This is a genomic window from Sporosarcina sp. Y1009 (assembly GCF_057669865.1).
On sequence record NZ_JBYHFO010000019.1, the window covers coordinates 13,870 to 39,664 of the forward strand.

At 37.6% G+C, this 25,795-nt stretch carries 16 protein-coding genes and 1 pseudogene; 2 read left to right on the plus strand and 15 right to left on the minus strand.

The window, feature by feature from the left end; translation table 11 throughout:
• Nucleotides 1-18 precede the first annotated feature (18 nt).
• The 5 genes from larE to AC25Y1_RS17015 all read right to left on the minus strand — a co-directional run bounded on the left by larE (nt 19) and on the right by AC25Y1_RS17015 (nt 5,570).
• Nucleotides 19-864 carry an ATP-dependent sacrificial sulfur transferase LarE gene (gene larE, locus AC25Y1_RS16995; RefSeq protein ID WP_488149221.1) on the minus strand — a complete coding sequence of 282 codons (846 nt, stop codon included), beginning with the start codon at nt 862-864 and terminating at the stop codon, nt 19-21.
• A 117-nt stretch (nt 865-981) separates the two neighbouring features.
• Nucleotides 982-2,262, minus strand: a complete 1,281-nt coding sequence (locus tag AC25Y1_RS17000; RefSeq protein ID WP_488149193.1) for a TRAP transporter large permease — start codon at nt 2,260-2,262, stop codon at nt 982-984.
• Between the two features lie 3 nt (nt 2,263-2,265).
• Entirely contained in the window at nt 2,266-2,799 is a 534-nt protein-coding gene (locus tag AC25Y1_RS17005; protein WP_488149194.1) for a TRAP transporter small permease, read from the minus strand.
• Between the two features lie 110 nt (nt 2,800-2,909).
• Nucleotides 2,910-3,887 (minus strand): TRAP transporter substrate-binding protein, encoded by a 978-nt coding sequence (locus tag AC25Y1_RS17010; RefSeq protein ID WP_488149195.1) that lies wholly within the window; start codon nt 3,885-3,887, stop codon nt 2,910-2,912.
• Nucleotides 3,888-4,076: 189 nt separating this feature from the next.
• On the minus strand, nt 4,077-5,570 hold the full coding sequence (locus AC25Y1_RS17015) for a tagaturonate epimerase family protein (protein WP_488149196.1): 1,494 nt from the start codon (nt 5,568-5,570) through the stop codon (nt 4,077-4,079).
• A 169-nt stretch (nt 5,571-5,739) separates the two neighbouring features.
• Here AC25Y1_RS17015 and AC25Y1_RS17020 point away from each other — a divergent pair, with 169 nt between their 5' ends.
• Nucleotides 5,740-7,053 carry a multi antimicrobial extrusion protein MatE gene (locus tag AC25Y1_RS17020; RefSeq protein WP_488149197.1) on the plus strand — a complete coding sequence of 438 codons (1,314 nt, stop codon included), beginning with the start codon at nt 5,740-5,742 and terminating at the stop codon, nt 7,051-7,053.
• Nucleotides 7,054-7,225: 172 nt separating this feature from the next.
• Here the strand turns inward: AC25Y1_RS17020 and AC25Y1_RS17025 are convergent, their stop codons facing one another.
• The 6 genes and pseudogenes from AC25Y1_RS17025 to AC25Y1_RS17050 all read right to left on the minus strand — a co-directional run bounded on the left by AC25Y1_RS17025 (nt 7,226) and on the right by AC25Y1_RS17050 (nt 18,098).
• Nucleotides 7,226-7,888 carry a rhamnogalacturonan acetylesterase gene (locus AC25Y1_RS17025; protein WP_488149198.1) on the minus strand — a complete coding sequence of 221 codons (663 nt, stop codon included), beginning with the start codon at nt 7,886-7,888 and terminating at the stop codon, nt 7,226-7,228.
• Nucleotides 7,889-7,962: 74 nt separating this feature from the next.
• The gene (locus tag AC25Y1_RS17030) at nt 7,963-13,254 is read right to left on the minus strand and encodes a right-handed parallel beta-helix repeat-containing protein (RefSeq protein ID WP_488149222.1); all 5,292 of its coding nucleotides are present in this window, start codon (nt 13,252-13,254) and stop codon (nt 7,963-7,965) included.
• Nucleotides 13,249-14,151, minus strand: a pseudogene (locus tag AC25Y1_RS17035) (pectate lyase family protein); the annotation flags it as partial. The pseudogene AC25Y1_RS17035 and the gene AC25Y1_RS17030, both read right to left, overlap by 6 nt.
• Nucleotides 14,152-15,512: 1,361 nt before the next feature.
• Entirely contained in the window at nt 15,513-16,799 is a 1,287-nt protein-coding gene (locus AC25Y1_RS17040; protein WP_488149199.1) for a Gfo/Idh/MocA family oxidoreductase, read from the minus strand.
• Between the two features lie 76 nt (nt 16,800-16,875).
• Nucleotides 16,876-17,541, minus strand: coding sequence for a YesL family protein (locus tag AC25Y1_RS17045; RefSeq protein ID WP_488149200.1), 666 nt, complete (start codon nt 17,539-17,541; stop codon nt 16,876-16,878).
• 17 nt (nt 17,542-17,558) lie between these two features.
• Nucleotides 17,559-18,098: a hypothetical protein gene (locus AC25Y1_RS17050; protein WP_488149201.1), complete on the minus strand. Its 540-nt coding sequence runs from the start codon at nt 18,096-18,098 to the stop codon at nt 17,559-17,561.
• Nucleotides 18,099-18,415: 317 nt separating this feature from the next.
• Between AC25Y1_RS17050 and AC25Y1_RS17055 the strand changes: the two genes are divergently transcribed.
• The gene (locus AC25Y1_RS17055; RefSeq protein WP_488149202.1) at nt 18,416-20,716 is read left to right on the plus strand and encodes a helix-turn-helix domain-containing protein; all 2,301 of its coding nucleotides are present in this window, start codon (nt 18,416-18,418) and stop codon (nt 20,714-20,716) included.
• Nucleotides 20,717-20,766: 50 nt separating this feature from the next.
• On the opposite strand, the gene AC25Y1_RS17060 is transcribed toward AC25Y1_RS17055, so the two are convergent.
• The 4 genes from AC25Y1_RS17060 to AC25Y1_RS17075 all read right to left on the minus strand — a co-directional run bounded on the left by AC25Y1_RS17060 (nt 20,767) and on the right by AC25Y1_RS17075 (nt 25,555).
• A complete protein-coding gene (locus AC25Y1_RS17060; protein ID WP_488149203.1) occupies nt 20,767-21,777 on the minus strand; it encodes a dienelactone hydrolase family protein in 1,011 nt (336 codons plus the stop codon).
• A gap of 325 nt (nt 21,778-22,102) precedes the next feature.
• Nucleotides 22,103-22,978, minus strand: coding sequence for a carbohydrate ABC transporter permease (locus AC25Y1_RS17065; protein WP_488149204.1), 876 nt, complete (start codon nt 22,976-22,978; stop codon nt 22,103-22,105).
• Nucleotides 22,979-22,999: 21 nt separating this feature from the next.
• A complete protein-coding gene (locus AC25Y1_RS17070; RefSeq protein WP_488149205.1) occupies nt 23,000-23,944 on the minus strand; it encodes an ABC transporter permease in 945 nt (314 codons plus the stop codon).
• A 99-nt stretch (nt 23,945-24,043) separates the two neighbouring features.
• Nucleotides 24,044-25,555 carry an extracellular solute-binding protein gene (locus tag AC25Y1_RS17075; RefSeq protein ID WP_488149206.1) on the minus strand — a complete coding sequence of 504 codons (1,512 nt, stop codon included), beginning with the start codon at nt 25,553-25,555 and terminating at the stop codon, nt 24,044-24,046.
• Between the last annotated feature and the right edge of the window lie 240 nt (nt 25,556-25,795).

Below are 25,795 nucleotides of genomic sequence, written 5' to 3' on the forward strand. Positions count from 1 at the left end.
ATCCCTATTGTCTGGTGATTAAACGCCTACTGCTTGGTCTGTTGACGACAATAGACTTTCAGGCAATTCTTCGTTCATGCTTCCAGTGCGGTATCCGCGTAAATCTAAGGAAACATAAGCAAAGCCTAGTGATGTAAGTTTTAATTGAATTTGATCACGATGTTTTACTAACCCAGTAATTTCCTCAGGCGTCACTTCAATACGGGCAACATTGCCGTGGTGACGAACTCGAACTTGAGGGAAACCGAGTTTAGCTAAAAAGATCTCTGATTGATCGATTTGTTCAATTTTATGCTGATCAATTTCGATCCCATAAGGAATTCTTGATGCAAGACTGCATGATGCAGGCTTATCCCAAACAGGTAATTCTAGATGATTGGCAAGTTCTCGAACTTCTTTCTTATAAAGCTTCGCTTCTTGCAACACACTGCGTGCACCTGCTTCAGTTCTCGCTCTCATACCTGGACGGAAATCATCTAGATCATCCATAATCATGCCATCTAGCACATAAGGATAATCCATACGCTCTGCCAGTTCACCTAGATGCGTGTAAAGCATTTTCTTGCTATGATACCAACTTTCAGGTGTGTTCGCGACAATATCCGGGTTGTTCAATTCTTTGATTTCTGTTTTATAAACAGCAACGCCCATTGTTTCAGCAAGCTTGACTGCATCCTCGAACTCCTGTTTACGGAATAGTTCTGATGCAACAACAACAGCTAAAACTTGGTCTCCAAGTTCCTCTTGTGCTCTTTTCAACACTAAAGTGCTGTCTACACCACCGGAAAAGGCAACCATAACGCGTCCCATGTCAGAAAGAATTTCACCTAGATGATGATTCTTTTGAATCGTTGTTTCGTTCATGTCCATTCGCCTCACTTTTCTCCTTTTACAAGGATAGTTTTATACGCTCTATACTCAGCTTAATTTTCCCACAGGAAATTGTCAACTGAGCATAACTGTTAAACCGTAAACGAATATTTATTTAGCTAGAAATTGTGGTAACCATAGAACCAAGCTAGGGATAAATGTAATAAGTAATAATACGATAATCATAACGGCATAGAATGGTAACATCGATTTGGCAACTTTTTCAATTGGTAGCCGCCCAATCGCTGACCCAACAAATAATACTGATCCAACAGGTGGCGTTACCAAACCGATTGCTAAGTTAAGTACTAAGACAACACCGAAGTGAACTGGATCCATACCAATACTTACTGCAATTGGCAAAAGAATAGGCGTAGTGATCAAAATCAGTGGTGCCATATCCATTACCATACCTAAAAGCAATAAGATTAAGTTGATTAAAAGCAATGTCGTAATGTCATTCGGTGAAATTGCCATGATAAAATCTGTTGCCATAGCTGGGACCTTTAATAAAGCCAACAACCAACCAAAGCCAGAAGATGCAGCGATTAAAAACATAACCATGGATAAGGTTCTAAATGTACGGTAGAGAATCACTTTAAATCGCATGATTGAGATATCTCTATACACAAAAAATGTAATTATAAATGCGTATAGTGCACCAATCGCTGCTGACTCAGTTGCTGTGAATATTCCACTAATAATACCACCCATGATGATAACTGCTGTGAATAATCCTAGCAAACCTTCACGGATAATCTTAGGGATTTCTTCTTTTTTAACTCGTTCTCCCTTAGGATAGTTTCTTTTAACCGCCATTAGATAAGTTAAAATCAATAATGCTAAACCAAGTAATAAACCTGGGACAACTCCCCCCATAAATAGGGCACCAACAGAAACACCACCTGCTGCTGTTGAATAGATGATCATATTATGACTTGGTGGAATAACGACACCTTGAGTCGCACTTGCAACAGTAACAGCAACTGCATAATCACTGTCATAACCACTCTCTTTCATCATCGGGATTAAAACAGATCCTAAAGATGAAACGTCCGCGAGTGCAGAACCTGAGATTCCACCAAAGAATGTACTTGTAATTACGTTCACAAGTGCTAATCCCCCACGAATTCTACCAATTAAAACGTTTGCAAGATTTATCAACCGACGTGAAATTCCACCTTCGTTCATGATTTCTCCTGCTAATACAAAGAACGGAATCGCGATTAGTGAAAAGGAGTTCACTCCTCCAACCATCCGTTGTACAATTGCTGCTAGGTCAACTTGCATATAAACCCCAGTGATTAATGAGGATGCAGCTAAGGTAAGCGCAATTGGAACTCTTAATAGTAAAAGCAAAATAAAAGTACCAAGTAATAAAAATACTGCCATCTCTTAAGCCTCCCCATCTTTGATTGCGGCATCCATAGCGTCTGTATCAATTTCATCGTTATATTCTTGGTGAAGCCCTTTTGTAAAGAATAGCTCGATTCCATACATTAAAATATAGAGGCCTGATACAGGTAAACAAGCATAGAGCACACTAGAAGGAAGTCCTGTTCCCGCCATTGTCGATCCGCCCATCAAAACTGTAAAGTTCCAGCCATTGAAGATCAACACAATGGCAAATAGCACAATTAAAATTTTAGCGAAAAAATCACATGCCTCCTGCAGTTTCTTTGGGAATAAATCCACTAAGAAGCTAACCCCGATATGAAGCTTCGCTTTAAAACCATAAGCAACTCCCAAAAAGCTAGTCCATACAAAAAGCAACATAGAAAGTTCTTCTGCCCACGATGGAGTACTGTGAAATACTTGCCTTGAAAATACCTGATATATAATAATAACGATCATTGCTAACAACGCTGTCAAAGATGCAAATACAAGTAAACGATCTAAAGCGTTTTTAATAAGTTTCAAGATTTTCATAAATAAGCTCCTTTCTTAACTCATAATAGTCAATCTTATTATGTAATATAGTCCAATGTTGAGAATGGCAGGGGTGAGACAAACCCACCTCCACCACCATTTAGTGCTAATTATTGTCCAAGCTTTTCTAACCAGACTTTATATTGATCTCCGTATTTCTCATATACTGGTTCTACAGCTTCTCTCCAAGGAGCAAAATCTGTGACTTCAAATATTTCGTTTCCATTCTCAATAACAGCTTCTTTAGATTCCTCAGTTAATTTACTCCAAGCTTCGCGTTGAACTTCAACGGATTCAAGAGCAGCTTCTTTGAATGCTTTTTTATCTTCATCACTTAACGAATCCCATAACTTTTGAGATGCCATTAGAATCTCAGGTGGACCCGAGTATTTGTTTACTGTGAAATAATTTGCGACTTCATAGTGATTTGAAGTGTAATAACTTGGGAAGTTATTTTCTCCACCTTCAAGTACGCCTGTTTGAATTGCCGAGTAAACTTCACCATATTCCATTGGTGTCGCAGAAGAGCCGAATGATTCAAAGATATCGATTGCCAATTCCGATGGTTGAACTCGAATCTTAAGTCCTTTTAAATCTTCAGGTGTTTTAATCAGTTTTTTAGAGTTATAAACACTTCTTTCACCAGAATCATAGAATGCAAGTCCGACTAGTTTAGAACCATCAAATGTATCAAGAAGTTCTTGTCCTAAATCACCGTTCAAGTGTTCCCACTTCGCTTCTTCGCTTTCAAATAAGTAAGGTAATGATAGAACACCAATATCTTTAGAAAATTCCGTTAGCGGTGTTGCGTTAACACGAGTTAAATCGATTGAACCCAATTGCAGTTGTTCAACAACACTCTTTTCATCTCCGAGTTGACCACCAGCAAAAATATCAACTTTATAACGTCCGTCTGTTTTTTCCTCAACGAGTTCCGCAAACTTCTTATCACCAATGACTGTCGGATAATCTTCTGGGTGATTATCAGCTAGTCTCAAAGTAATTACATCGTCTGAATCTCCACATGCTGCTAATACGAATACTGAAACAAATAGTACTGACATTAACGCTAACATTCTTTTCTTCAATTGTATCTCTCCCCTTATTTTACATTTGTTAGATTACTAGTAAAACCGCTTTCATAGTTGTAATTATTTTGACTAGTAAACAAACTAATTGATTTCATTATAGATGTAAGCGTTTTACTTTTCAAGTTCTTTTTTTATAAATTAAAAAAGATGAGAAATGTTTCTCTCATCTTTTCTGAAATCTATATCTTAAAGGCCTAATAATTCAATATGTCTTCCAATATGTTTAACCAACGCCCCACGGTAGTCTTCCTCATGTTCGTCTAATGTTTTGAAGAATTCATCTCTAAATACAAATTCATCATTCTCGTTTTTAGCTGTTAAAATCAGACCATAAGTCACATGGAATAATTGACGAGCAGCATCATCATTCATATAGTCTGCAAGCTGATCATCAGACACACTATCAAGTCTCGCAACACTATCTAAATCTGGTGTTACATGGTAGTATTTCAGCGCTTCTTCAAAGTTTTCCAAGGCAAATGTGTGCATACGTCTATATAATCCCGGATTCGTAACCGCTATCACACGTATGGCTTCTAACCAGTTTGTGCCTGCAGTTTTAACATGGAAGATCCCTTTTGTGTATTTTGCGATAATCGGAAACACCATGAATTTGTCACTTCCAGAGTGAATACTTAGTTTATAACCAAAATGTTCTGCAATAAGCGCATGTTCACGTAGTTCAACCTCAAACTGTTCAACGTCGCCAATATAGTCAATTCCTTTTTGGAATTCTCCGCAGAATCTCGGCGCCAAACTAATGACAGTTACGCCTCTATCGATTAATTCATTAGCAACGAAGAAGTGAGAAATCGGTGCTGTAACCGTTTCCGTTTCATCGATAGAAATTTCAAAGTCGATTGCACGGTCTTCTTTGCTGATGTATTCATTATATACATGTGTTGTATATGTAATCGCTTCATCGTATAGCAAAATATTTCTCATTAATGAAGTTTCATCGAATGAAAGTGATAAACCGTTGACTTCGAATTCTTTGTTTAAATATTTATCGAAATACGCTTGTTTCACATCTTCTGGAACATTTGCAAATTCTGTAGCAATGACATCATCATTTGCTTCTTCAATTGTTTTGTCAATTTGATCTGAACAATCCAATGTAATCATTGAAACACCTAGAGATAATGCATATTTAATATCGGACTCTAACTTAATATGGTCACCATCCGCGCCGTATCCACCTTCATAGCCTTCTTGGAAAACCGCATATGCAGCTGCATCAAGCATATCTGTCATTGAACGATTTGTAAGTGTTAACTCACGAATACTTTGTTGTGCAAGAACTGGTTTTATCGCTTTTCCTTGAACTGTTTCAATATGTCCAGGTGAAGCTAACCCAAGACGATCGCCTAAACCGATTGTTGCGATTTCAGTACCGAATGCACGTGGTGCTGTATAATCAAAATAACGGTTTAGAACGAGACGGTTTTCATATGTTAATGGACAAGCCTTTCCTTTTCCGCCAATACTTGTACCATCCAAGTCGTTATATAACTGGCCATTTCCAGTTGCCAGTATAAACTTTTCTGCCTGATCTTTTACCATTAATAAGTGCACATCGTCACTCTTCTTATACGATGCTTCGTATACTTTTAAGCCTGTTGAATTTGAAGCTATTTTTCCTTGTGCTAATAATTCAATTGCTGGTAGTAAGTGCTCCATTAGATCAATCCTTTTCATTTAATTTAATGCGTTGCTATTTTACTAGATACTATGTATAAAATAACAACGTTGTTATTTCCATGGTATCTGATTTATAATAAAAGTGCAAGAACATTCAGGACTACGATTACTAAAAAATATTTATTATATAGAGACGGGGTTTTCGCACGTGCAATCTACGAAAGGAATCTCATACGGGCAACTGATTGCTTTTTTTATTCCATTAGGGGTTTCGGCAAGTTTAACTTCTGTCACTCATGTCGTTATTAACGGCACTCTGAGTCGCGGCGAAAATGCTGTATTTATCATTGCATGTTTTGCTGTCGCAATGTCTTTGTTTGGCATTATTGAGCGTCCAATGATTGTGTTCAGACAAACTTCTTCAGCGCTGGTGACAGATCGAAAGTCGTTTAAATTACTTGGCAAGTTTTTCTTGTATGTTTTAGCCGTTACGATGCTTTTAAGTGCGGGCGTGGCGTTTAGTCCACTTGGCGGTTGGATTTATACGTCTGTTTTCGGTGCTACTCCAGATATGGTAAAAGCGATTTCGATTACTTTTCAAGTGTTGCTTTTAGTCATTATTTTTTCTGGGATTCGCGGGTTATATCAAGGAATTATTATTAAGCAACTGGCGACCAATTGGTTAACGTTCGGTGTCATTGCTCGTTTAATCGCGATGTTTGTGACAGCTTACTTATTTGTATACTTTGACTATATTACGAGTGTAAGTGGTGCAATTATTTTCCTTGTGGGTATGTTGGTTGAATGTCTTGTCAGTGTCTACAAAGGAGATCTGATATTAAAAAAAGAGTTAACCCAACCAGATTCATATCGCTTAACACAGGCAGATGTTTCTAAGTTTTATTTTCCGATGATGTATTACTTTCTTCTTCAAACGATTCTTATTCCAGTTATTTATATTTTATTGGCGAAATCGAATGATATTGAAATGGGGATTGCCTCGTTTGCTTTAGCTTTTAGTATTACAAATTTGATTCTCGGTTTTTTCATGTATACGCATCAGCTTGTATTACAGTTTTACAAACATAATAAGCAAAAAGTGATTCGGTTTCTTATTGTTCTTAGCATTTTACCAACTTTATTCTTATGCATATTATGCTATACGCCGGTTGGTATGGTGTATATGCGCGTGATTATGGGTGCGGATGAAGCATTGTCTTTGGCAACGATTGCGGTGTTAAAGTTTTTCATCGTCAAAACACTGGTATTTCCTTGGGTGGATTTTCTAAATGGCTTTCTCATGCTCAATCGACAAACAAATAAGATGTTGCTTGCACAAGTCGGGAATATCATTGTTGTCATTATCAGTCTGTTGTTTTTTGTTCGCATTTCACCGCATTTAAATGGGATTAACGGTTCGATTGCAGCCTCATTGGGTGAGTTGGCTGGTTTTATCATTGTGAGTGTTATTGTATATCGGATGAGTGATCGGTTTAAGGAAAGACAGTTGTTGAAGAAGTAAGATAAACCAAGATTTTTCCATTACACTCGCTTCGGCGCTTGTGGATGCCTCCCGCAATAAGCCAGGTAGAAAAAACACTACCTTTTATCAAAACCTGTAAGGCGCCTACGCTAGTAATTTATTTGTAGATTGTTGCCAATTCTGTTGTTATAGAGTGCTAATTACAGGTAGTTTATTTAGCAGTTTTCACATATCCCGCGAGATTTGTTGATTCTTTCATACCTTCACTTACAAGTTTAGCGATTTTGTTCGCGCCTTTTTCTGTGAAATGGGTGCAGTCTATTCCGTTTACTGAAATCATGTACAATTCTTTGGCGTTTTCGTAGCCAATTGATGATAGGTAGCTGATGGTTTTTTCCATCAAATCGATGAGTAACACATCGTTTTCCTTTGCTAATTCCTTCACAGCCTTGCAGTATTCCACAAAGTCCATTAGAAATTCGTCGTTCCTATAATTTAGTCTACCAACGGGTGTGAAGAGTACCGGAATTGCTTTGTTGGACTTGGCAACATCTATGTATTGCTGTAAATAGGTTTTATAGCTGCCATAAGGATCTGTATATCGTTCGGGACGATCTTTTGTTGAGTCGTTGTGACCCATTTGGATAAAAAGATAATCATTCGGTTTGATGACTTCTGCTATTTTCGCTAAACGCCCTTCCGTGATAAACGTTTTAGAGCTTCGTCCACCAACTGCATGATTTTCAATATTTATATCTTCTATTAAATAGTCAGCAATGAATTGACCCCATCCTGCTTGTGGGTATTGTGTTGAGTCATAATCACGGACGGTTGAATCCGCTGCTAAAAAAAATGTGACTTTGTTGCTTACCATAAAAAAACACTCCTTTTAAATAGTAGACGCCAGAAATCTTCATAATGATTTCTGGCATCTTTATCACCTATAGATTATTGTTCAGTTCTTCTCAGTCTTATTCCTACGATACCTAACAACAGCAGTGCTAATCCTAGGAAAAGACTTGAATACATTGACGTTGCAGTCTTCGGCAGTACACCATCTTTGCCTTTATTTTTGTCTTTCTCCCGATCTTTGTCTTTCTCAACAATTGGTGTTTTATCCTTGTCTTTGTCTTTGTCTTTGTCCCCAATAATAGGGATTTCTTCGTCCTCAGATGCTTTTTTCAATCCTGAGATGGCTGAAGTTAAAGTTGAAATTGCTGCGTTTAGTTCAGCTTGTGTCGCAATTGTTTCTAGTGCCGCTTCTGCTACTCCAATCGCTTCTTCTAACGCTGCAAATGAGTCTGATGTGTACTGATCATCGTCATTTGATATTAACTTTGCTTGTTCAATTAGTTCTTCGAGTTCAGTTAAATCGATTTCCTGACCTGGATCTGGGCCAACTGCCACTAATCCTTCGATTGCTTCAGTTAATGCGGCAATCGCTTCACTTAATTCAACTTCTGTCGTAATTATTTCTAGTGCCGCTTCTGCTACTTCAATCGCTTCTTCTAACGCTGCAAATGAGCCTGATGTATATTGATTGTCCTCATTAGAGATTAGTTTTGCTTGCTCGATTAATTCTGCGAGTTCAGTTAAATCAATTTCCTGACCTGGATCTGGATCCACCGCCACTAATCCTTCTATTGCTTCTGTTAAGGCAGCAATCGCTTCACTTAATTCAACTTCTGTCGCAATCGTTTCGAGTGCGACTTCCGCTACTTCAATCGCTTCTTGTAGTGCTGCAAATGAAGTTTCCGTGTATTTACCATCTTCGTTTGTAATGGATTTAGCCTGTGCAATTAATACTTCCAACTCTGTGACGTCTAGGATTGGCTCCTCTTCAGGTCCAACAACATCATTGTAAGTTCCCCACACATTCGCCCACTGTTCTTCTTTTACAGAAATAATTCTTCCTTCGTCATCATAATTAAACAGAACGTCTAAACTTCCAATAATGTCGGCTGAATCTTCAGCAGAAAGTTCTTCACCTGATTGATTTACCGTTTTCGTTCCATTGAATAGATAGTTTCGATCTGATTCCAATGCTGCAGGATAACTATCTTTCGACGAACCAGACGTTTTAATCGAGATGAAACCATCAATGGTAAAGTCAGTTGGAATACCACCATAGGTTGTGAAGCCCAAGTTCGTTCCATTATCCGCACTAATATTATTTTCAGCAATGACGCCCGGGTTACTATTGCTGGTAATGCCGTACGTACCATTTCCAAAAGCAAGACTGTTTTTAATGACATGTGGAACGTGGACCCCTTCTCCTCCAAGTTTAAATCCGTTTTTATCCCCGCTACCTTCATGACCATTGGAAAGTGTTCCGTTATTGAATGCAATACTATTTTCGATTAGAACAGCACCAATCGCACCGGTTCCCACTTTCGTATACAAATCCCATCCATCATCGATATTATTATAAGCGACTGTTCCTCTGAAGATATTGCCATCTCCGGAAGTCAATTTTGCTGCAAAACCATCGGCATTATTTTCAGATGGGTCACTATTATCAAATGAAATACTGTTTGAGATGAGATTATAGGACGGCCATTTCGTCTTATCTTCTTCATAAACATCTGTACGGCTAATTTGAAGACCTGTATCACCATTTTCAAATGTTCTGATATGTTCAATCGTGTTGTAACTTCCGCCTACTGTATATCCTTTGGTATTTCCTGCGGAACGTGCAAAGTCAATACCTTTAACATGCCAGTAGTTACCGCTATGAATGACACCTTCTGATTTTTTATCAAAATCAATAAGTGGACGTTTTGTTGCATTTGGATCAGCGATTAAATATTTCATGGCATCTTTTGTTCCGTCATTGAACTTTTTAATTTTAAGTGGCGATGATCGGACATAATGACCTTCTAGGACAATTATTCTTTGCCCTTCCTTAACAAATTCAATTGCAGTATTTAGATCAAGTGGAGATGCTTTCGTTCCATCTCCTGCACTTGTTCCTACTGGTGACACATAAATATGTCCGTCATCCGCATAGGTTTTCATCGTGACTGTAAAGTTCTGTACGATTTTACTATAGTCCGTTAAATATTGTGTATCGTCAGGCACAAAAGCGACACTAAAGTTGGTCTGTGCATTACTCGTAAGCGTCGCCGGTATATCGACTGCTTTACCTGCTTCAACAGCCATATCTTCAGCTATGACAACTTGTCCTTTTTTAACGGTTAATGTTCCATTCACATTCGATTTAACACGTAACGAATAATCCGTTTTGGATACTTTATCAAGCGACAATATTTCCAATTCAGGTGTTACAGCCTTAGCAGGTGGCGATACTTTTGGTGCATCCGTCGCAGCAGCTGAAACTGTTAAATCGATATTACGGACTTCTATAGTTGCTAAACGTGCCGTGTAAAAACCAACATACATTTTTCCGTCTTGTATTTTTAAAATTTCAGGTTCATAAATGACTTCCTCTTGCCCATCATTAATCTTCCCTGTAAAACCACTATTCGTTTTTGAAAGTGTCAGTCGATAATTTTCCGCAGTATTATTGGCATCTGGTCTTGTTGGATCCAACATGATTTTCTGAATGCCTTGACTGCCTTCACCGTCAGGGGCAACGACTCCTGTTCTTGCAAACAATTGAGTCCCCATCGCTTCGCGGGTTCCTCCACTAAATCCACCGATTGCCGCAATATTTGAAGCAAAAACACTAGAATCATTTGCCGATCCATTAACATCTCTCGCCATAATTCCGAAAGATTCTTGGCCATCATATGGTGTTTTCGCAAAGGATTGTACTTTAATATCAGCTGACAAAACAAAGTTATCCTCTTCAGCATCAATTTCCGTGTAGTAGAAAGTAATTCCGTCATGGTCACCTGTTACTTTACCGCCGCCTTCAAGGGCTACAAGTTTAATAACCCCATCTTCTAAGACTTCAATATAGTTATTGGTAGTGGAACTTGATTGACCAAAACGAATTTGCTGCCACTGGGCTGCTACTTTTTCTCTTACCGTCACTTTATAATCAATCGAAGCCAGGTTTGTATCCACCGGAATGAGCCCAATGCTATACGTGCCAGCTGTTTGATTATCAAAGTTTGTAGTATCAATTGTATATTCTTCTTCCGATAAAACATCTCTGTCCGCATTATCATAGACTTTTGATACGACTAATCCTTGACGATCAAACTCGTCTCCGATATAAAATGTCGTTTTAGGATAATCCGTAACTTCGATGCCTTCTACTTCTTTCACCTTGACAGTAACCGTGAAGGATACTTCTTTTCCTTTATGCACGATTGACACAGTTTTAGTTCCCGGAATTGTCGAATCAAATCCAGCTACTTTAAATTCTTGTTGTGCCAATCTAACTTCTTTCCCGTCGCTATACTTTGCATAGACCGTTAAACCAGCTAAATTCAACTCATCGCCAATGAAATATAGCGTTTTTTCAGGTAACGCTCTAATTTCTAAAGTTGTTAGATCAGCATCTTTAACATAAACGTTTAAGTCGATCGATTGTTCTGGTGTCTCGGTTGAGGTAATCGTTATTGGAAAAACACCAGCCTCTTCAAAAACAAATCCATCTTCTAAAGAAAAATCATATTGTTCTGCTGTTAAGTCAGCTGTTTTAAAACCATCATTATAAGTGGCTACAACAACTAGTCCCTGAGGGTCGAAAGAATCACCCTTGTAGTATTCAATTTTTGCAGGATAATATTTAATGGCCAAATCAGTAACTGTTAACGCATGTATTTCCAAATCAAGCGTTGCAGATACGCCGTTATAATTGATCGTAATCGTGTTCGTTCCAACTTCAAGATTATTGAATCCCGTAACGATATAATCTTTTTCCGAAACAGCTTCTGAGCTACCATCTGAAAATTCAGCGGTCACTACCAAGCCCGTTACATCCAAAGCCTCGCCTACTAGATAATCCGTTTTCATATTCGCAGAATCGATGATTAAATTTTCAACTGTGCGATTGTCTACCGAGATTTCTGTATCGCTAAATGTAACCTCTGAATCTCTTGCGACATAAATACCAACAAAAACCTCATTTGTTAATAAATCTCCAAGCATCAACGGTTCACTATCTTCTCCGTTTACCGATACGACATACGTATCTCCTGACTTTTTAATCGATAGTTCATATTCGCTTCCTGGTGTTGGGATGTTTGGATCGAATGAATCTAATTTGGTTTGAGTTCCTTCTTTATAAAATCCTTTGACTGATTGATCCAAACCACCTACCGCTACATAATTCGATTCATGACCGCTTGAGTTTCTGTGTTCGCCGATTTCATCACGAACCATCAATCCAAAGGACACTTGATTATTTGCCCCGAATTTATGCACAGTTGCTTTTGTTGTAATTTCAAAATTTGCATGAGCAGGTAATTCTTTATGGTAGAAAGAAATGCCATCAATAGAACTAGATATCTTACCGCCCGCTGCTGATAATGTAACGGAACCATCCTCATTTAACGTTGGATCTGGGTTTCTTTCATCATTTGTATTATCACCGAATACGTTAAATTCCCAATCTCCTATTTCAACTTCCCCGTCAATTGCTAAATTCACATTGGTATAGTCAACTTTTGCATTACGCGCTGTGAATAAACCTGCATAATTGATAGCCCCTGTGAAGTCTTCAATGACGTTTACTTCATCACCAATTTTAACCGTCACTAAGTTTCCACTCTTCTTCACGCTTAACTCATATACTTCGCCGGATGTAGGCGGCGTAATCGCATTTTCAAAATCGACTTTGGATAACGCGCTGTCAAATCTAGTAAATGCTTTCATCGCTTGATCAAGTGCGCCTATCGCAACATAATCACCGACGCCGTAATCCACACCATGCATATAAGCATGTACATCATCACGCAACATCACGCCAAATGACACTTGGTTATTTGCATCAAACGATTCTACTGTTGCAGTAGCGGTCAGTTCAAAATTCGCACCAGACGGCACTTGCTTAAAATAATAGGCAATGCCATCAGAACTAGATGAGATTTTCCCGCGGTTTCCTGAACTTCTTACCAGTACTCTATTTGCCACATTTTCATCTTCCGTGATTTCAAAGTTTTCTTTTGTGATTTTATCTTGTCCACCGACATCACCGAAAACAGTTCCAGACCAATCACTGTAAATCGTTGTGATTTCATTGGGCGGAATAACAGGGTCGCTTGGGTCAGTTGGTATTTCTTCATCTCCCCCATCACCGACATTACTTCCGTCACCACTTAACACGCCTGCACCTGCATTCGCCAAGACATGATCTTTCACTCCATCTACTGGAAGAAGACTATATTCATAAGTTGGTGTAAACGTTCCAGTCGAAGTAGTTGGCATGCTACCTGTGCTATTGATAAATAGATTATCTTCAACATCCCAATAACCAATCTCAGAACTATATTGACTTACAATTGGATCGACTGCATTTTCAAACACATTTTTCTCAACTTTTACAATGGCGCCCATTCTTGTATTAATACCCGACTCAAGTACATTCTTATAGTAATTATTGAAAATATGCGCATGGCCGTAGCGATAACTTGGTACTCGCGAATTCACATTTTCAAAATAGTTGCCATGGTAGGTTAATGTTCGGTCAAAATTATCACTATCAGAATAACCAACAAGTCCTGTTTTCCATGAATCATGAACATAGTTGTAAGAGAAAGTAATATATTCCGAAGCACCTTTAACATCGAATAATCCATCATAATAATCTTTATTGACTGCTAAACTATTATAAAGTTCATTATGATCTACCCAAATATTATTGGATGGCCCTTCAATTGAGATCGCATCTTTGTCACCAATTCGAACATGGTGGATACTCAAGTTTCGTATAATAATATTGCTAGACTTCCAAACTTTTATCCCGATGCCGTCAAATTCGCCTTCGTTGCCAATCCCAAGAATCGACACGTCTTTGATTTCTTTTACATCAATTTTACTTATCCCCGGGGAATTTTCCGGTGTAATTTTTCCTTTAATATAAATCTTCATCGGTACATCTTTATATTCTTTTTTCTTTTTGTTCAATAGTTCCTGCAACTCTGCCCCTGTGCTGACTGTAAATGTGACTGCATTTGCACCTTCACCGCCAGTTGTTCCACCGTTCAATGTTGCATAACCGACCATACCATCTGTTCCGTCTAAGCCACTCGTATCTCCTGGATCTAACTCAGGATCTTCTGGCTCAGGATCAGGATCAGGATTTGGTTCTGGATCTGGGTCTGGGTCTGGATCAACAGTCGCTTTCTCTAATCCATCGATTGCTTCTTGAAGCGAGGTAATTGCTGCTGTTAATAAATCTATGTCTTCAGGGTTTGCTGTTTCATAAACTGCTTCTGCAACTGCAATTGCTTCTTGTAAGGCGGCAAAGGAGTTTTCAGTATATATTTCTTCTTCATTTGAAATTACTTTTGCACGATTGATTAAATTTTCTAGTTGTATTTTCAAGTCTTGTGTTTCGATTTCTAATTGTACGTTGCTGAATTTGACTGTTGTGTTTCTAGCTGTAAACAATCCTGCATAATTAATTTCGCCTGTGTAATCACTAATTTCTTTTGTTACGCCGTTAATGCTAATCTCGTAATTAGAACCCGTCTTTTTAATGCCTAGCTCATATTCATCATTAACCGCTGGTTCTCCGCTAAATGATAGATCATTTGGGCGTTCAAACTCTTGATCTTGATATTTATAAAAACCTCTCATTTCTTTACGTACATTACCAACAGCTACATAATCGCCTGTATAATTACTATCATTTAGATTTTCCAATACATTGCTTCTCAGCATAATGCCGAATGCCACTTGATTATCGGACGACCAAGATTCAACTTTTGCCTTTGCGGTTAATTGATAATCCCCGTCTGCTGGCACATCTTTAAAATAATATGCAATCCCCTCGGTTTTACTATCGATTTTCCCTTTATTATTGGCACTTTGAAGCGTAACAGTACTGTCAGCATTTTCACCGATGCTGAAATTGTCGCTGATTATGCCCGCTTGACCACCTGCATTTCCAAAAACACTTCCATTCCAATCACTCGAGATATCTATCATGCCATCAAAAGTATCGTCCACTTCTGCCGCTATTACTGGGACATTCATATTTGGAATTAATAATATAAAAATCATAAATAATGCAAGTAACCGTCTATGCTTCTTCATTTGTAACCTCCTATGGATTGTCATTTCACAATACTCTGAACACGGTACTTAAAAAGAAACGAGAACCTTAAATATGATTCTCGTCATTGGTAGTGCCTTAATATGGTTGATAAATAAAAAGAGTTTAATCAAGTACATATACGATTTATTATTCCAGTACTCGATACTTCTAATAGACCGTTGATTTCCTTTGCGGGCAGCACCCACAAAGGGAGGAAAGTTACAGTTCAATCTTTCCCCAGCGCAGAAGCGTTTTCATGAGCCACTCTTAATTTACAATAACTTTTATAAAACAAGTAAAACCCTACAAATCCTCCTTCCCCTTATTTAAACTTAACCAAGTCCTCCACTTTGACAGCTTGACCTGTTCTTAGTGAGATGTTGCCGGCGATTCCGGTTAGAATAGATGTTGCGCCGTCGATGTGTGATGCTGCTCGGTTGAACTCGTCTTCTGTAGGAACGCCGAAGAGGTCCTGTAATAGAATTGGATCTCCGCCCCCGTGGCCGCCTTTTCCTTCTACCACTTCAACTTCGTAGGGCTCACCGAACATCGGCAGTACTCTAACAGTCTTCTCTTTCAGCTTACCTTCATCACTTTTTGAACCACCAGAATTGATATAGGATTGTTCTCGGACTTGCACTTCGATTCTTCCTTTACTACCGTTAAAGGAAACGATAAATCCTTCCCATGGTAAATATGCATTCAATGAGTACGTCAAAATTGCTTTATTTTTATAAGTAACCAAAACGCCTAAGGTATCTTCAATATCAATGCCATCTCCGAATACGCTTTGATCACGTTGATAACCATCATCTTTTTCAGCATCCAAATATAATGCTTTTAAATGTTCGTTATCTTCCAACTGAATCGCAAAAGGATCATCTTTTGCATTTTCACTACCATGCGCACGCTGGTAGAACTTTGTTTCTCCTCTAGCTTCTGCATTCTCTTTCCCATAGAAACGAAGTCCGCCAGTTGCATAAACCGTTTCAGGAGTAGAATTCAACCAGAAATTAACCAAATCAAAATGATGCGTCGACTTATGTACAAGCAAACCACCACTATTCGTTTTGTTTCGGTGCCATCTACGGAAATAATCGGCTCCATGCTGTGTATCCAACGCCCACTCAAAATTCACCGAGTAGACATCACCTATGACACCATCGCGAATTAGCTCTCTAATTTTTGTATTATGAGGTGCATAACGATAGTTGAACGTTACACGAACTTCGCGGCCAGTTCTGTCAATCGCATCAATGATTGCCTGTGTTTTTTCAGCATCTACAGTCATTGGTTTTTCAGTAATGACATCGCAACCAAGTTCGAGTGCACGAATAATATATGTATGATGTGTTCGGTCAACTGTTGTTACGATAACAATATCTGGTTTTTCAATTTCAATCATTTTATCAAATTCACTTGCCAAATAAGTATTGATTTTTGGGTGATTATATTTTTCTTCTAGTAAACGATTAGAATAATCCAATCGTGTTTGGTTTATATCACAAAAAGCTACTAACTGACAAGTCTCTCTGTAATCCTCAACCATTGCCCCATAGAAAAATTCAGCCCGTCCACCAGTACCGATTAGTACATACTTCTTACTCATTCTGTCATCTCCTAGATAATGTATTATATAATGAATATCTGTAAAACAGATTCTTATACAAAGATTAGTAATTCGATTACTTTGCCTCGGAAATTTCATTACTTAATATTGCTTGTGCTTCATGGTCTATCCCTTGCGACATCTCCATTTTTCTCATGACTTGATACGCAGTCCACATAATAATATAAGCGAGAATACTAACACTAAAAAATGGAAGCAAACCTGGTATCGTAACAACTGTGTAATAGACAGCAGCAATACCCGCTATGATTAGTAGCGTAAAGTGCGGATGCGAGGCACCAATAATGAGTGCGTATTTCAAGTACAATCTTTTTTTCCAATCATAATGAACGTATAGTGGGAAAATATAAAGTAAAACAATCGCATATAGAAGACCAAAGATAAATACACCCATACGCAATAGATCAAACCAGCCACCTGTTGGTAAAATTACTAAATCAAAATAAATGATGTATCCAACAACAAATAGTAAAATGCCAAATAATGTGGATTTGAAAAACTCACGACGATAAGTAGTCCAAAACGTTTTAAACACCGGAACATCTTTATCACCCATTACCCATTTCCGTGTAACAGCAAAAAGTGCAATTGTAGCGGGCATGAAACCAAAAATGCCTAACCCAAGTACCGTGAAAAAGATCCACAACAAATTGACATAAGCCAATCTTGAAATAACTTCACATACTCTGAAAAACTTACCTGTCATCCCCATTAACTGCATGAATATTAACTCCTTTGTTATTGAACTAGTTTTTGTATAACGGCAAAAGCAGTTTCTTGATTCTCAATATATTTCGGAATTACTGCGACAAGCTCGATGGGTTCGGATTCTATAAAAAATGTCTCCAGACTAATGATTTTCAAAGCATTATCATAAACATCGACTGCCTCCGATATTTCACCATCTGCCATTAATGCTTCTAATTCAAAACTAGTCAACTCAATTTTGTTTTCCTCTTTTTGAAATTCTGTGAGATTGTATAATTCCTGTGTATCATAAATAGCAGCTAATAATTCCCGATCCATAATTAAGATATCTCCAGCATGACGAACAATTTCAACAATCAATCTTTCACCGACTGGTGGGTATTGCGAAATTTTAAATTCAAGTGTAGAATCAACCTCATCCTTTGCAAGCCCTTTCATTTCTTCTAAAGCTTCTTCAGGCAAAGAGGAAAAAATAAGGATATCAAATTGATTTTCTTCTTGTTTGCAACCCGTTATAAAAAGTAGTGAAATTAATGCTACGATAAAGAAACGAATGGATTTATTTCGCATAAGCTAAAAACACTCCTAAAATAAAAATCTATCAAAGTACAAGTTATCTATTGTGCCTTAGCTTATCGCAACAACAGTATCACGTCTATAATCATCTAATATGATTAGTCTATAAAGGTTAATTCACCAACGTTTTCAGACAATGTTAGAAAATGATTATCACGTCATAATAGAATTTTTACACCAAATAATGAATCGTTTCTCTTTATTTGTTGGGAACACAAATAAACTATATATTTTAAAATTTATGTGTGATACAATTTATTTTGGAGCGCAGCCAGAAAATCTACTTATCTGCCTTTGAAGGGGGGACAATTTTGTTAACAAGTAAGAAAAAGTTTTTCATTAAATTACTCTCATTCATTACGATTATTGCAACTTTACCTGTCTTAATCGTTGGCGTGTTTTCATACTTAAAATCATCGGAAATTATTCAATCAAATATCTCTAAAGAGAAAGAGCAAAGCGTCTATCAAATTCAAGCAAACTTTGAACAAGTCCTCCAAACTGTAGATTTGTCAGTGACAAATTTTGTGACCTCATATCAGTTAACCAAAACGCTTGATGAACCATTAAATGCACAACAGTTCCAACTATATAATCAGACCAAAAAGGAAATTAATCTACTTCAACGATTTGACGGTGGGATGGATGACTTTTTACTAGTAAGTACTAGAGAAGGCTGGCGTATTAATAATAATGGCCTTCGGAGGTTAGCACCAGGGGAAGCAGAAGAACTGATTGATCGATACTCGGATTTGTCATACATATCTTCCTGGATAACTGAAGATAAAGATGAGATTTTTTTTGATTCAACAACGAACTCTTCCTGTCAAACCTATATCAACTTAATCAAGAAGTTACCACTCAATGGAAACGATAAAAGTGGAATTGCCATTGCTTATATTCCGATCTGTTATTTTGAAAATTTATTGAAAAATAATATCGATTCGGAAACGATTATGGTGTTGGATGAAAACAATCATGTCGTGGGACATAGTGACTTTTCAAACATCGGCAAAGATTTTTCCAACCGACCTTTTACAGCAGAACTCGGCTCTCAAAAAGAAAAAATCGGGCAATATGATGCTACCAATGATGGAAGCGATTACAAAGTGATTTACCGGAAATCTGATTATAATAATTGGACATACCTATCGATTATTGAAATTGGCGAGTTGAACAAAGAGTCTCGATCTATCGGATGGTTTACATTTATGATTGGTTCAATTATGTTTATCGGCATTATTATTTTCGCATACCTTGCCTCTAGGAGACTATATGCCCCGATTAATAGACTCACAAAAACGTTGACAGATTCATTATCTAGTCAAAACACAAGTGGCAATAGAAACGATGAATTTGGAATCATTGAAAGTAAAATTCACCATATGCTTGAACAAAATGATCAGTTGGAAGACAAATTACAAGGGCAAATTATTCAGCTGAAACAATTTTTTATGAGCCGTCTTTTACAAGGTAAAATCACGGCGTCAGAATTACCTTCTAAATTAGAAACGTTTAATTATCCGATGTCATGGAAAGGCTTTTCTATCCTATCAATTCAAATTGATTCGATAGATGATACAAAAAAAATACTTGAAAATGAAGACTTGCTACTGTTTGCCATGAATACGATGGTTGTAGAAATGATTCCAAGAACGGATCGAATGACACCGATTGTGGTCAACAGAAACCAAGTGACTATTCTCTTTAATGAGAACGAATCCGAAAGTGAATTTACAGAAAAAATCACTTCCACAATTAAAGAAATACGTGAACAGATTGAAAAAGAGTTGAAAATTTCTATTAGTGTTGGCATTAGTAAATCACATAACGATTTAGTTCACGCCCATATGGCACTGAAAGAAAGTCAAGAAGCTTTACGTTATACACTTAAGTTTGGACCTGGCTCAATCATCTTCTTCGACAATTTACAAAGAGAAACGAGTTTCTTTACCTTCTATCCGAGACAGATTGAAAATGATTTATTTAATTCGATCAAAGATGGCGATAAAGATGAGGTAGATAAAAACTTAAAAAAACTGATTGCTTCACTTTTTGATGAACAATTGAGCAACCGCCAATTCGAAATTGCCATCGTCCGGTTATTAACAAATCTAATTCAGTTAACAGAGACACTCGGTGTCAATGCACTGGAGTTCGAAAATCATAAATCATTATTTGACCAATTATACGAGTTTAGAACTTTACCAGAAGTCGTCAGTTGGTTTAAAAAGATGATTATTGATCCGATGATGAATAAGGCGGAAGAACGTACACAATCACAGTACAAAAATATATCGGATGAGATTATCCATATTGTTCAACAAGAGTTCGATTCTGATTTAACCTTAAATTTTATTGCAGATAAGCTGCATTACAATGCGAATTATTTAAGCAGTATTTTCCGAAAAGAGACGAATATGTCTTTCAGTGATTACTTAACATTATTCCGTATTAATAAAGCCAAAAAATGGCTCGAAGAAACGGATATCACTGTAAAAGAAATTGCTGAGAAATTGAACTATAATAACTCGCAAAACTTTATTCGCTCATTTAGAAAAGTGGAAGGTACGACGCCTGGAAAGTATAGAGAGAGTCATAGAAATCACTAATTTAAAATACCATCAAAAGGAGGCTCTCTCCCTTTGATGGTATTTTTTTATCACGCAAGTTGGTGCACTAACCAATCATACGCCTGTTCCCCGCTAATTTCATGACCGCCTTCAAATACGTGGGTTGCCAATGCACTTTCAGCAACAAATTCTTTATAAATTAGGGCCAATTTGTCAGTCGCAATTTTAACTTGATCCAATGGAAATAAATGATCTACAGTTCCCGCTTCTATAAATAACGGATTCGGGGCAATTAACCCGATCAAATCTGGCATCTCTGCATAGGATAATATTCCAGGTATGTAATTATCTAAGCAATGGCGACGATCCATAATACTGCCTTTAAACGTATTCGTATAACCACTAATTACCGTCGCTTTCAATCGTGCATCGAGTATTGATGTAAAGGCAGCAACAAGACCGCCGCCTGAAATCCCCATACAGCCAATCTGATTTTCATCCACATAATCGAGCGATTGCACAAAATCAATTACACGTCTCGTTTCTTGAACACGAAGACCTGGCAGTGTCTTTCCGAGTGCCAATAATTGGCTGGCAATTCGGTAACAAGAATTATCGGTTGGCTCACCCTTCCCCTGATCTTCTTGTAATTTACGATCCCCAAACCCAACTAATTCGGGGACGACAACGACAAAACCTTTTTTAACAAGTTCCTTCGCAAATGCTTTATGATAGCCCTTATCTGCTCTGACCGAGTAGTCGGCATTCAATCCAACAGCTTCTTTACTACCGTATCCATGTCCATGGATAGCAATAACCGCTGGGAATTTCCCTATGTTTTTGGACTTTGGGATTAAAATATAAATGGGCATTTTAAGTGGAAAAATAGTCGAAATCTCAACACGCAGTCGCCAATAATCCCCCCTATCGGATTTCTCTAGCAAAACTGGATCTAAAGGCGCTTTATGCTCCTTAAAATTCCCCAAAGACTGTCGAACCTGTTCTTTCAAATTACTTTTCCAGTCCGCATCATATATAGTCGAATGATTACTCACACATTCCTCATACAAGTTCTCTAAATACAAATCAGCAGACCACATTTGCCCGCCTCCCAACGTAAATAGGATATTCTACAAAACTAGAAATTCGTTGAAGCTGACACCATTCCACAAGCACCGCTATCAGTTTCTACTCCACGCAAAATCATACTGGATCACTTCATAATCTTCCTACGTAAAGTGGAATCTATAGTTGATTGGAGTGCAGAAGGGAAAGATTGAACTGTATCTTTCCGCACTTTTGCGCTCGCCCGCAGGAAAGCGTCCGCCCGGAACGGAAATCAACAGAATTGCAAGCTAATTCTACGCTCATTCCTCCTGCTAGTTTCCCGCTTCATTCTTGAAAAATTAATATTTATTGCCAAGATTATTCTTTAATCGATCCCAACAGAGCACCTTTTGCGAAGTGCTTTTGTAAGAACGGATACACTAGTAATACTGGGACGGTTGCGACAACGATAACGGCCATTTTAACTGACTGAGATGGCGGTGGGATATCCGTATATTCCATACTGTCGTAGTTCATGCCAGTCGCCAGAACAACGATTTGACGTAGCAATACTTGTACAGGCCACTTCGCCGCATCGCTCAAGTATAAAATAGCATGCATATACGTATTCCAATAAGTAACTGCATAAAATAATGAAATCGTTGCAATCGATGGTAACGAACATGGAATGACTATTTTAAACAAGATACTAAAGTCATTTGCACCATCAATTTTTGCTGACTCTTCTAAACCATAAGGAAGGTTCTGGAAGAATGTTTTTAATATAATCATGTTAAAGACGTTAATCGAAACTGGAATAATTAGTGAAGCCAATGAATCTAATAATCCCGTTTGTTGTACAACGATAAACGTTGGAATAATCCCACCATTAAAGAGCATCGTAAAGATGATGAAGAACATAATATATCTTCTACCTACAAGGTCTCTACGAGATAGTCCATAAGCTGTTAAAGTAGATAACAGCATACTCCAAATCGTTCCAGCCACAGTGACAAAGATTGAAACCATAACCGATTTCAAAACAGTATCCGTTGAAAATATATATTTATAGGCACTTAATGTGAACTCAGTAGGAAATAAGAGGAACCTCTTCTCTGCTATTTCTGCACCAGTTGCAAATGAACTGCCGAGAACGTGAATGAACGGCAAAATCATTATTAAGGCTAAGATTGTAAGTAATGTGGCGTTAATAATATTAAATATGCGCGTGCCTATTTGCTTGTCCCCAATCATGTTTAATCCTCCTAAAAATTATTAATAAACGCCTTCTTCACCGTTCTTTTTCGCTAACCAGTTAGCAAAAACAACTAATGCAAGACCGATAAACCCTTTGAAAAATCCTACCGCTGTTGCGTAACTAAATTGACCTTGCCTTAGTCCTGCAACATAAACGTATGTATCAAAGATTTCTGCTACATGTCTATTTGTTGAATTCATTAATAAGTAAACATGTTCAAATCCTAATTCAAGTACATCACCAATTTTAAGGATCAAGAGGATAACAATCACGCTTTTAATCGCAGGCAACGTAATATGCCAAATTTGTCTAAACCGATTTGCGCCGTCAATTTTAGCAGCTTCGTATAATTGAGGGTCAACCGATGCGATCGCAGCAAGGAAAATAATCGTTCCCCAACCTGCTTCACGCCATATAATTTGTAAGATATACATTGGACGGAACCACGTAGAATCTAGTAGAAAGTTTATTGGTTGGAATCCAAAACTCTCCAGTAAACCATTAATAATCCCACCATCAAGCGTTAAGAGTACATAACTAATAGATACGATAACAACCCATGACATAAAGTGCGGTAAATAAATTAACGTTTGGATTGTACGTTTGTAATATTCTCTTCTGATTTCGTTTAACATTAACGCAAGTACAATTGGAATCGGGAAGAAGATAAATAATTGCAAACCAAACAACACAAGTGTATTCTTCAAAATCATCCAGAAATCTGGGGATGTAAATAATCGCCTAAAATGTTCAAATCCTACCCATTCACTACCTGAAATACCTAGATAGGGTTTGTAATTTTGAAAAGAGATGATTAAGCCGTACATCGGTACGTACTTATAGACAAACAAATAGATTAACCCTGGAGCAATCATCAAATATAGCAATTTATTCTTCGCAATTTGTTTTAATAACTTGTTCGGCTTCCTTACTCGCTCTTGTGTGGCAACCTTGCTACTCATACTTATCACTCTCTCTGTAAGAAATGTCTACTACCCTGCTAGCGTAATATAATGAATAAAGGAAGCCCGAGAGAATCGGGTCTTCCTTTACTTTTTTAATTATCTAGATGCGTTATATTCTTCAATAATTTTACTTCCGCCTTGTGCTTTCCACTTTTCGACTTCACCGTCAAAACCAGCTTCATCAATTTCACCTAACATATAATTGTATGTTGCATCATTGATGATTTCTTGCAGTCTAGCACCATCTCTAACATACGTATCTGAATCCAATGTCAATGTAGGATCATGGATTAAGTGTTTATCATTCTCTAAAACTAGCTCTTCAACTTTTTGTCTCGGCTCATAAGTGTGTAATGATTCATATCGTCCGTTAGTCTCAGGTTCACCGATACCTAACATATTATAAGAAAATACTTCTCTTTCGATTGCATCCTGATTGTCATCAACAACCGCGAAACCATTTTCAACTGTATAGTGTTCGCCTTCTACTCCCCATTGAACAAGGTTTGCAAATTCAGGTGTCATCATTTTGTCAAAGAATGCCAACACATCTTTAAGCTCTTCTTCTGTTTTAATCGCAGATTTAGGGAATACAATTTCATTGTTATACCCTGGGTTCGACCAAACTGTAAACTCACCACTCGGCCCTGCAACGTAATTGTGGACGTCATACACTAGATCCGGGTTAAGCTCAACTGCATCGTTATACATACCTAGTACGTCAACCATTGCACCTACATACATACCTGCAGTCCCATTTTTAAACATAGCTTGCTGATCTTCTTTACTTGTTACAGGGAAATCTTGGTTCATGAATTTATTGTCTCTTAAATCTTTTACAAAGTTCATAGACTCTTTATATTCAGGGAACATGAATTCAGGTAATAATTCGCCATTTTGCTCGCCCCAGTTATTAGGAGTTCCGTGCCATGATGCAATTGTTTTAAACACACCATAGACTAAATCACTTCTATCCGTTAAACCAATCGTGTCGGCTTTACCATTTCCATCTGGATCGTCTTCAGAAAATGCTCTTGCCATTTCATAAAACTCGTCAACTGTTTTTGGTGCTTCTAATCCAAGCTTATCCGCCCAGTCTTTACGATAGATAAGTCCTTGTCTAGATAATGGACGACCTTGATATAATGAATAAACTTTTCCATCTACCATTGTATTCTGAACGACAGCTTCTTTTAAATTACCTAGGTTTTTAAACTCATCAAAGTATGGTCCGATTTCCCAAAATTGATCATCGCGGATTGCTTCTTTAAACATATCAATCTGGTCCGCCCCCATTGTAACTGCTTGTGGGAATGTTCCTGTAGCGAAAGCAGTACTTAGCTTGTCACTATAGTTGTTATCGGGAACCCATTCGATGTCTAGCTCAACATTCGCTTTTTCTTCAAGCAATGTTTTAAGTTTATCGTCAGGAACTTCAGCTGTATGAAGCTTCGTCATAATCGTAATTTTCGGTTTTTCTTTTTCACCAGCTGTTCCTTTATCACCATCATTTTTGCTTGTAGATCCGCCGTCATCATTACTACATGCGACCAGGACAAGCATTAAAACCATCGAAAAGACTAACACCAACATTTTCTTTAACTTCATTTCTTCTACACCCCTTTTGTGATCGTTCTTTTTAAGTAACACTTTTGTAACTAGCCCTATCATAAGATAACTCTGACGATTTCGTATATAATCAGTTTCTTACTCTGCCTACAAAGCCCGTCACATCAACATGATAACGCTTACAACCTAATGATATGATTATGGTTTTTACATGAAATTACTCAATATACATAGGAGATTGTTACCAAAAATGAAAACGTTGTTATTTTGTGTTACATT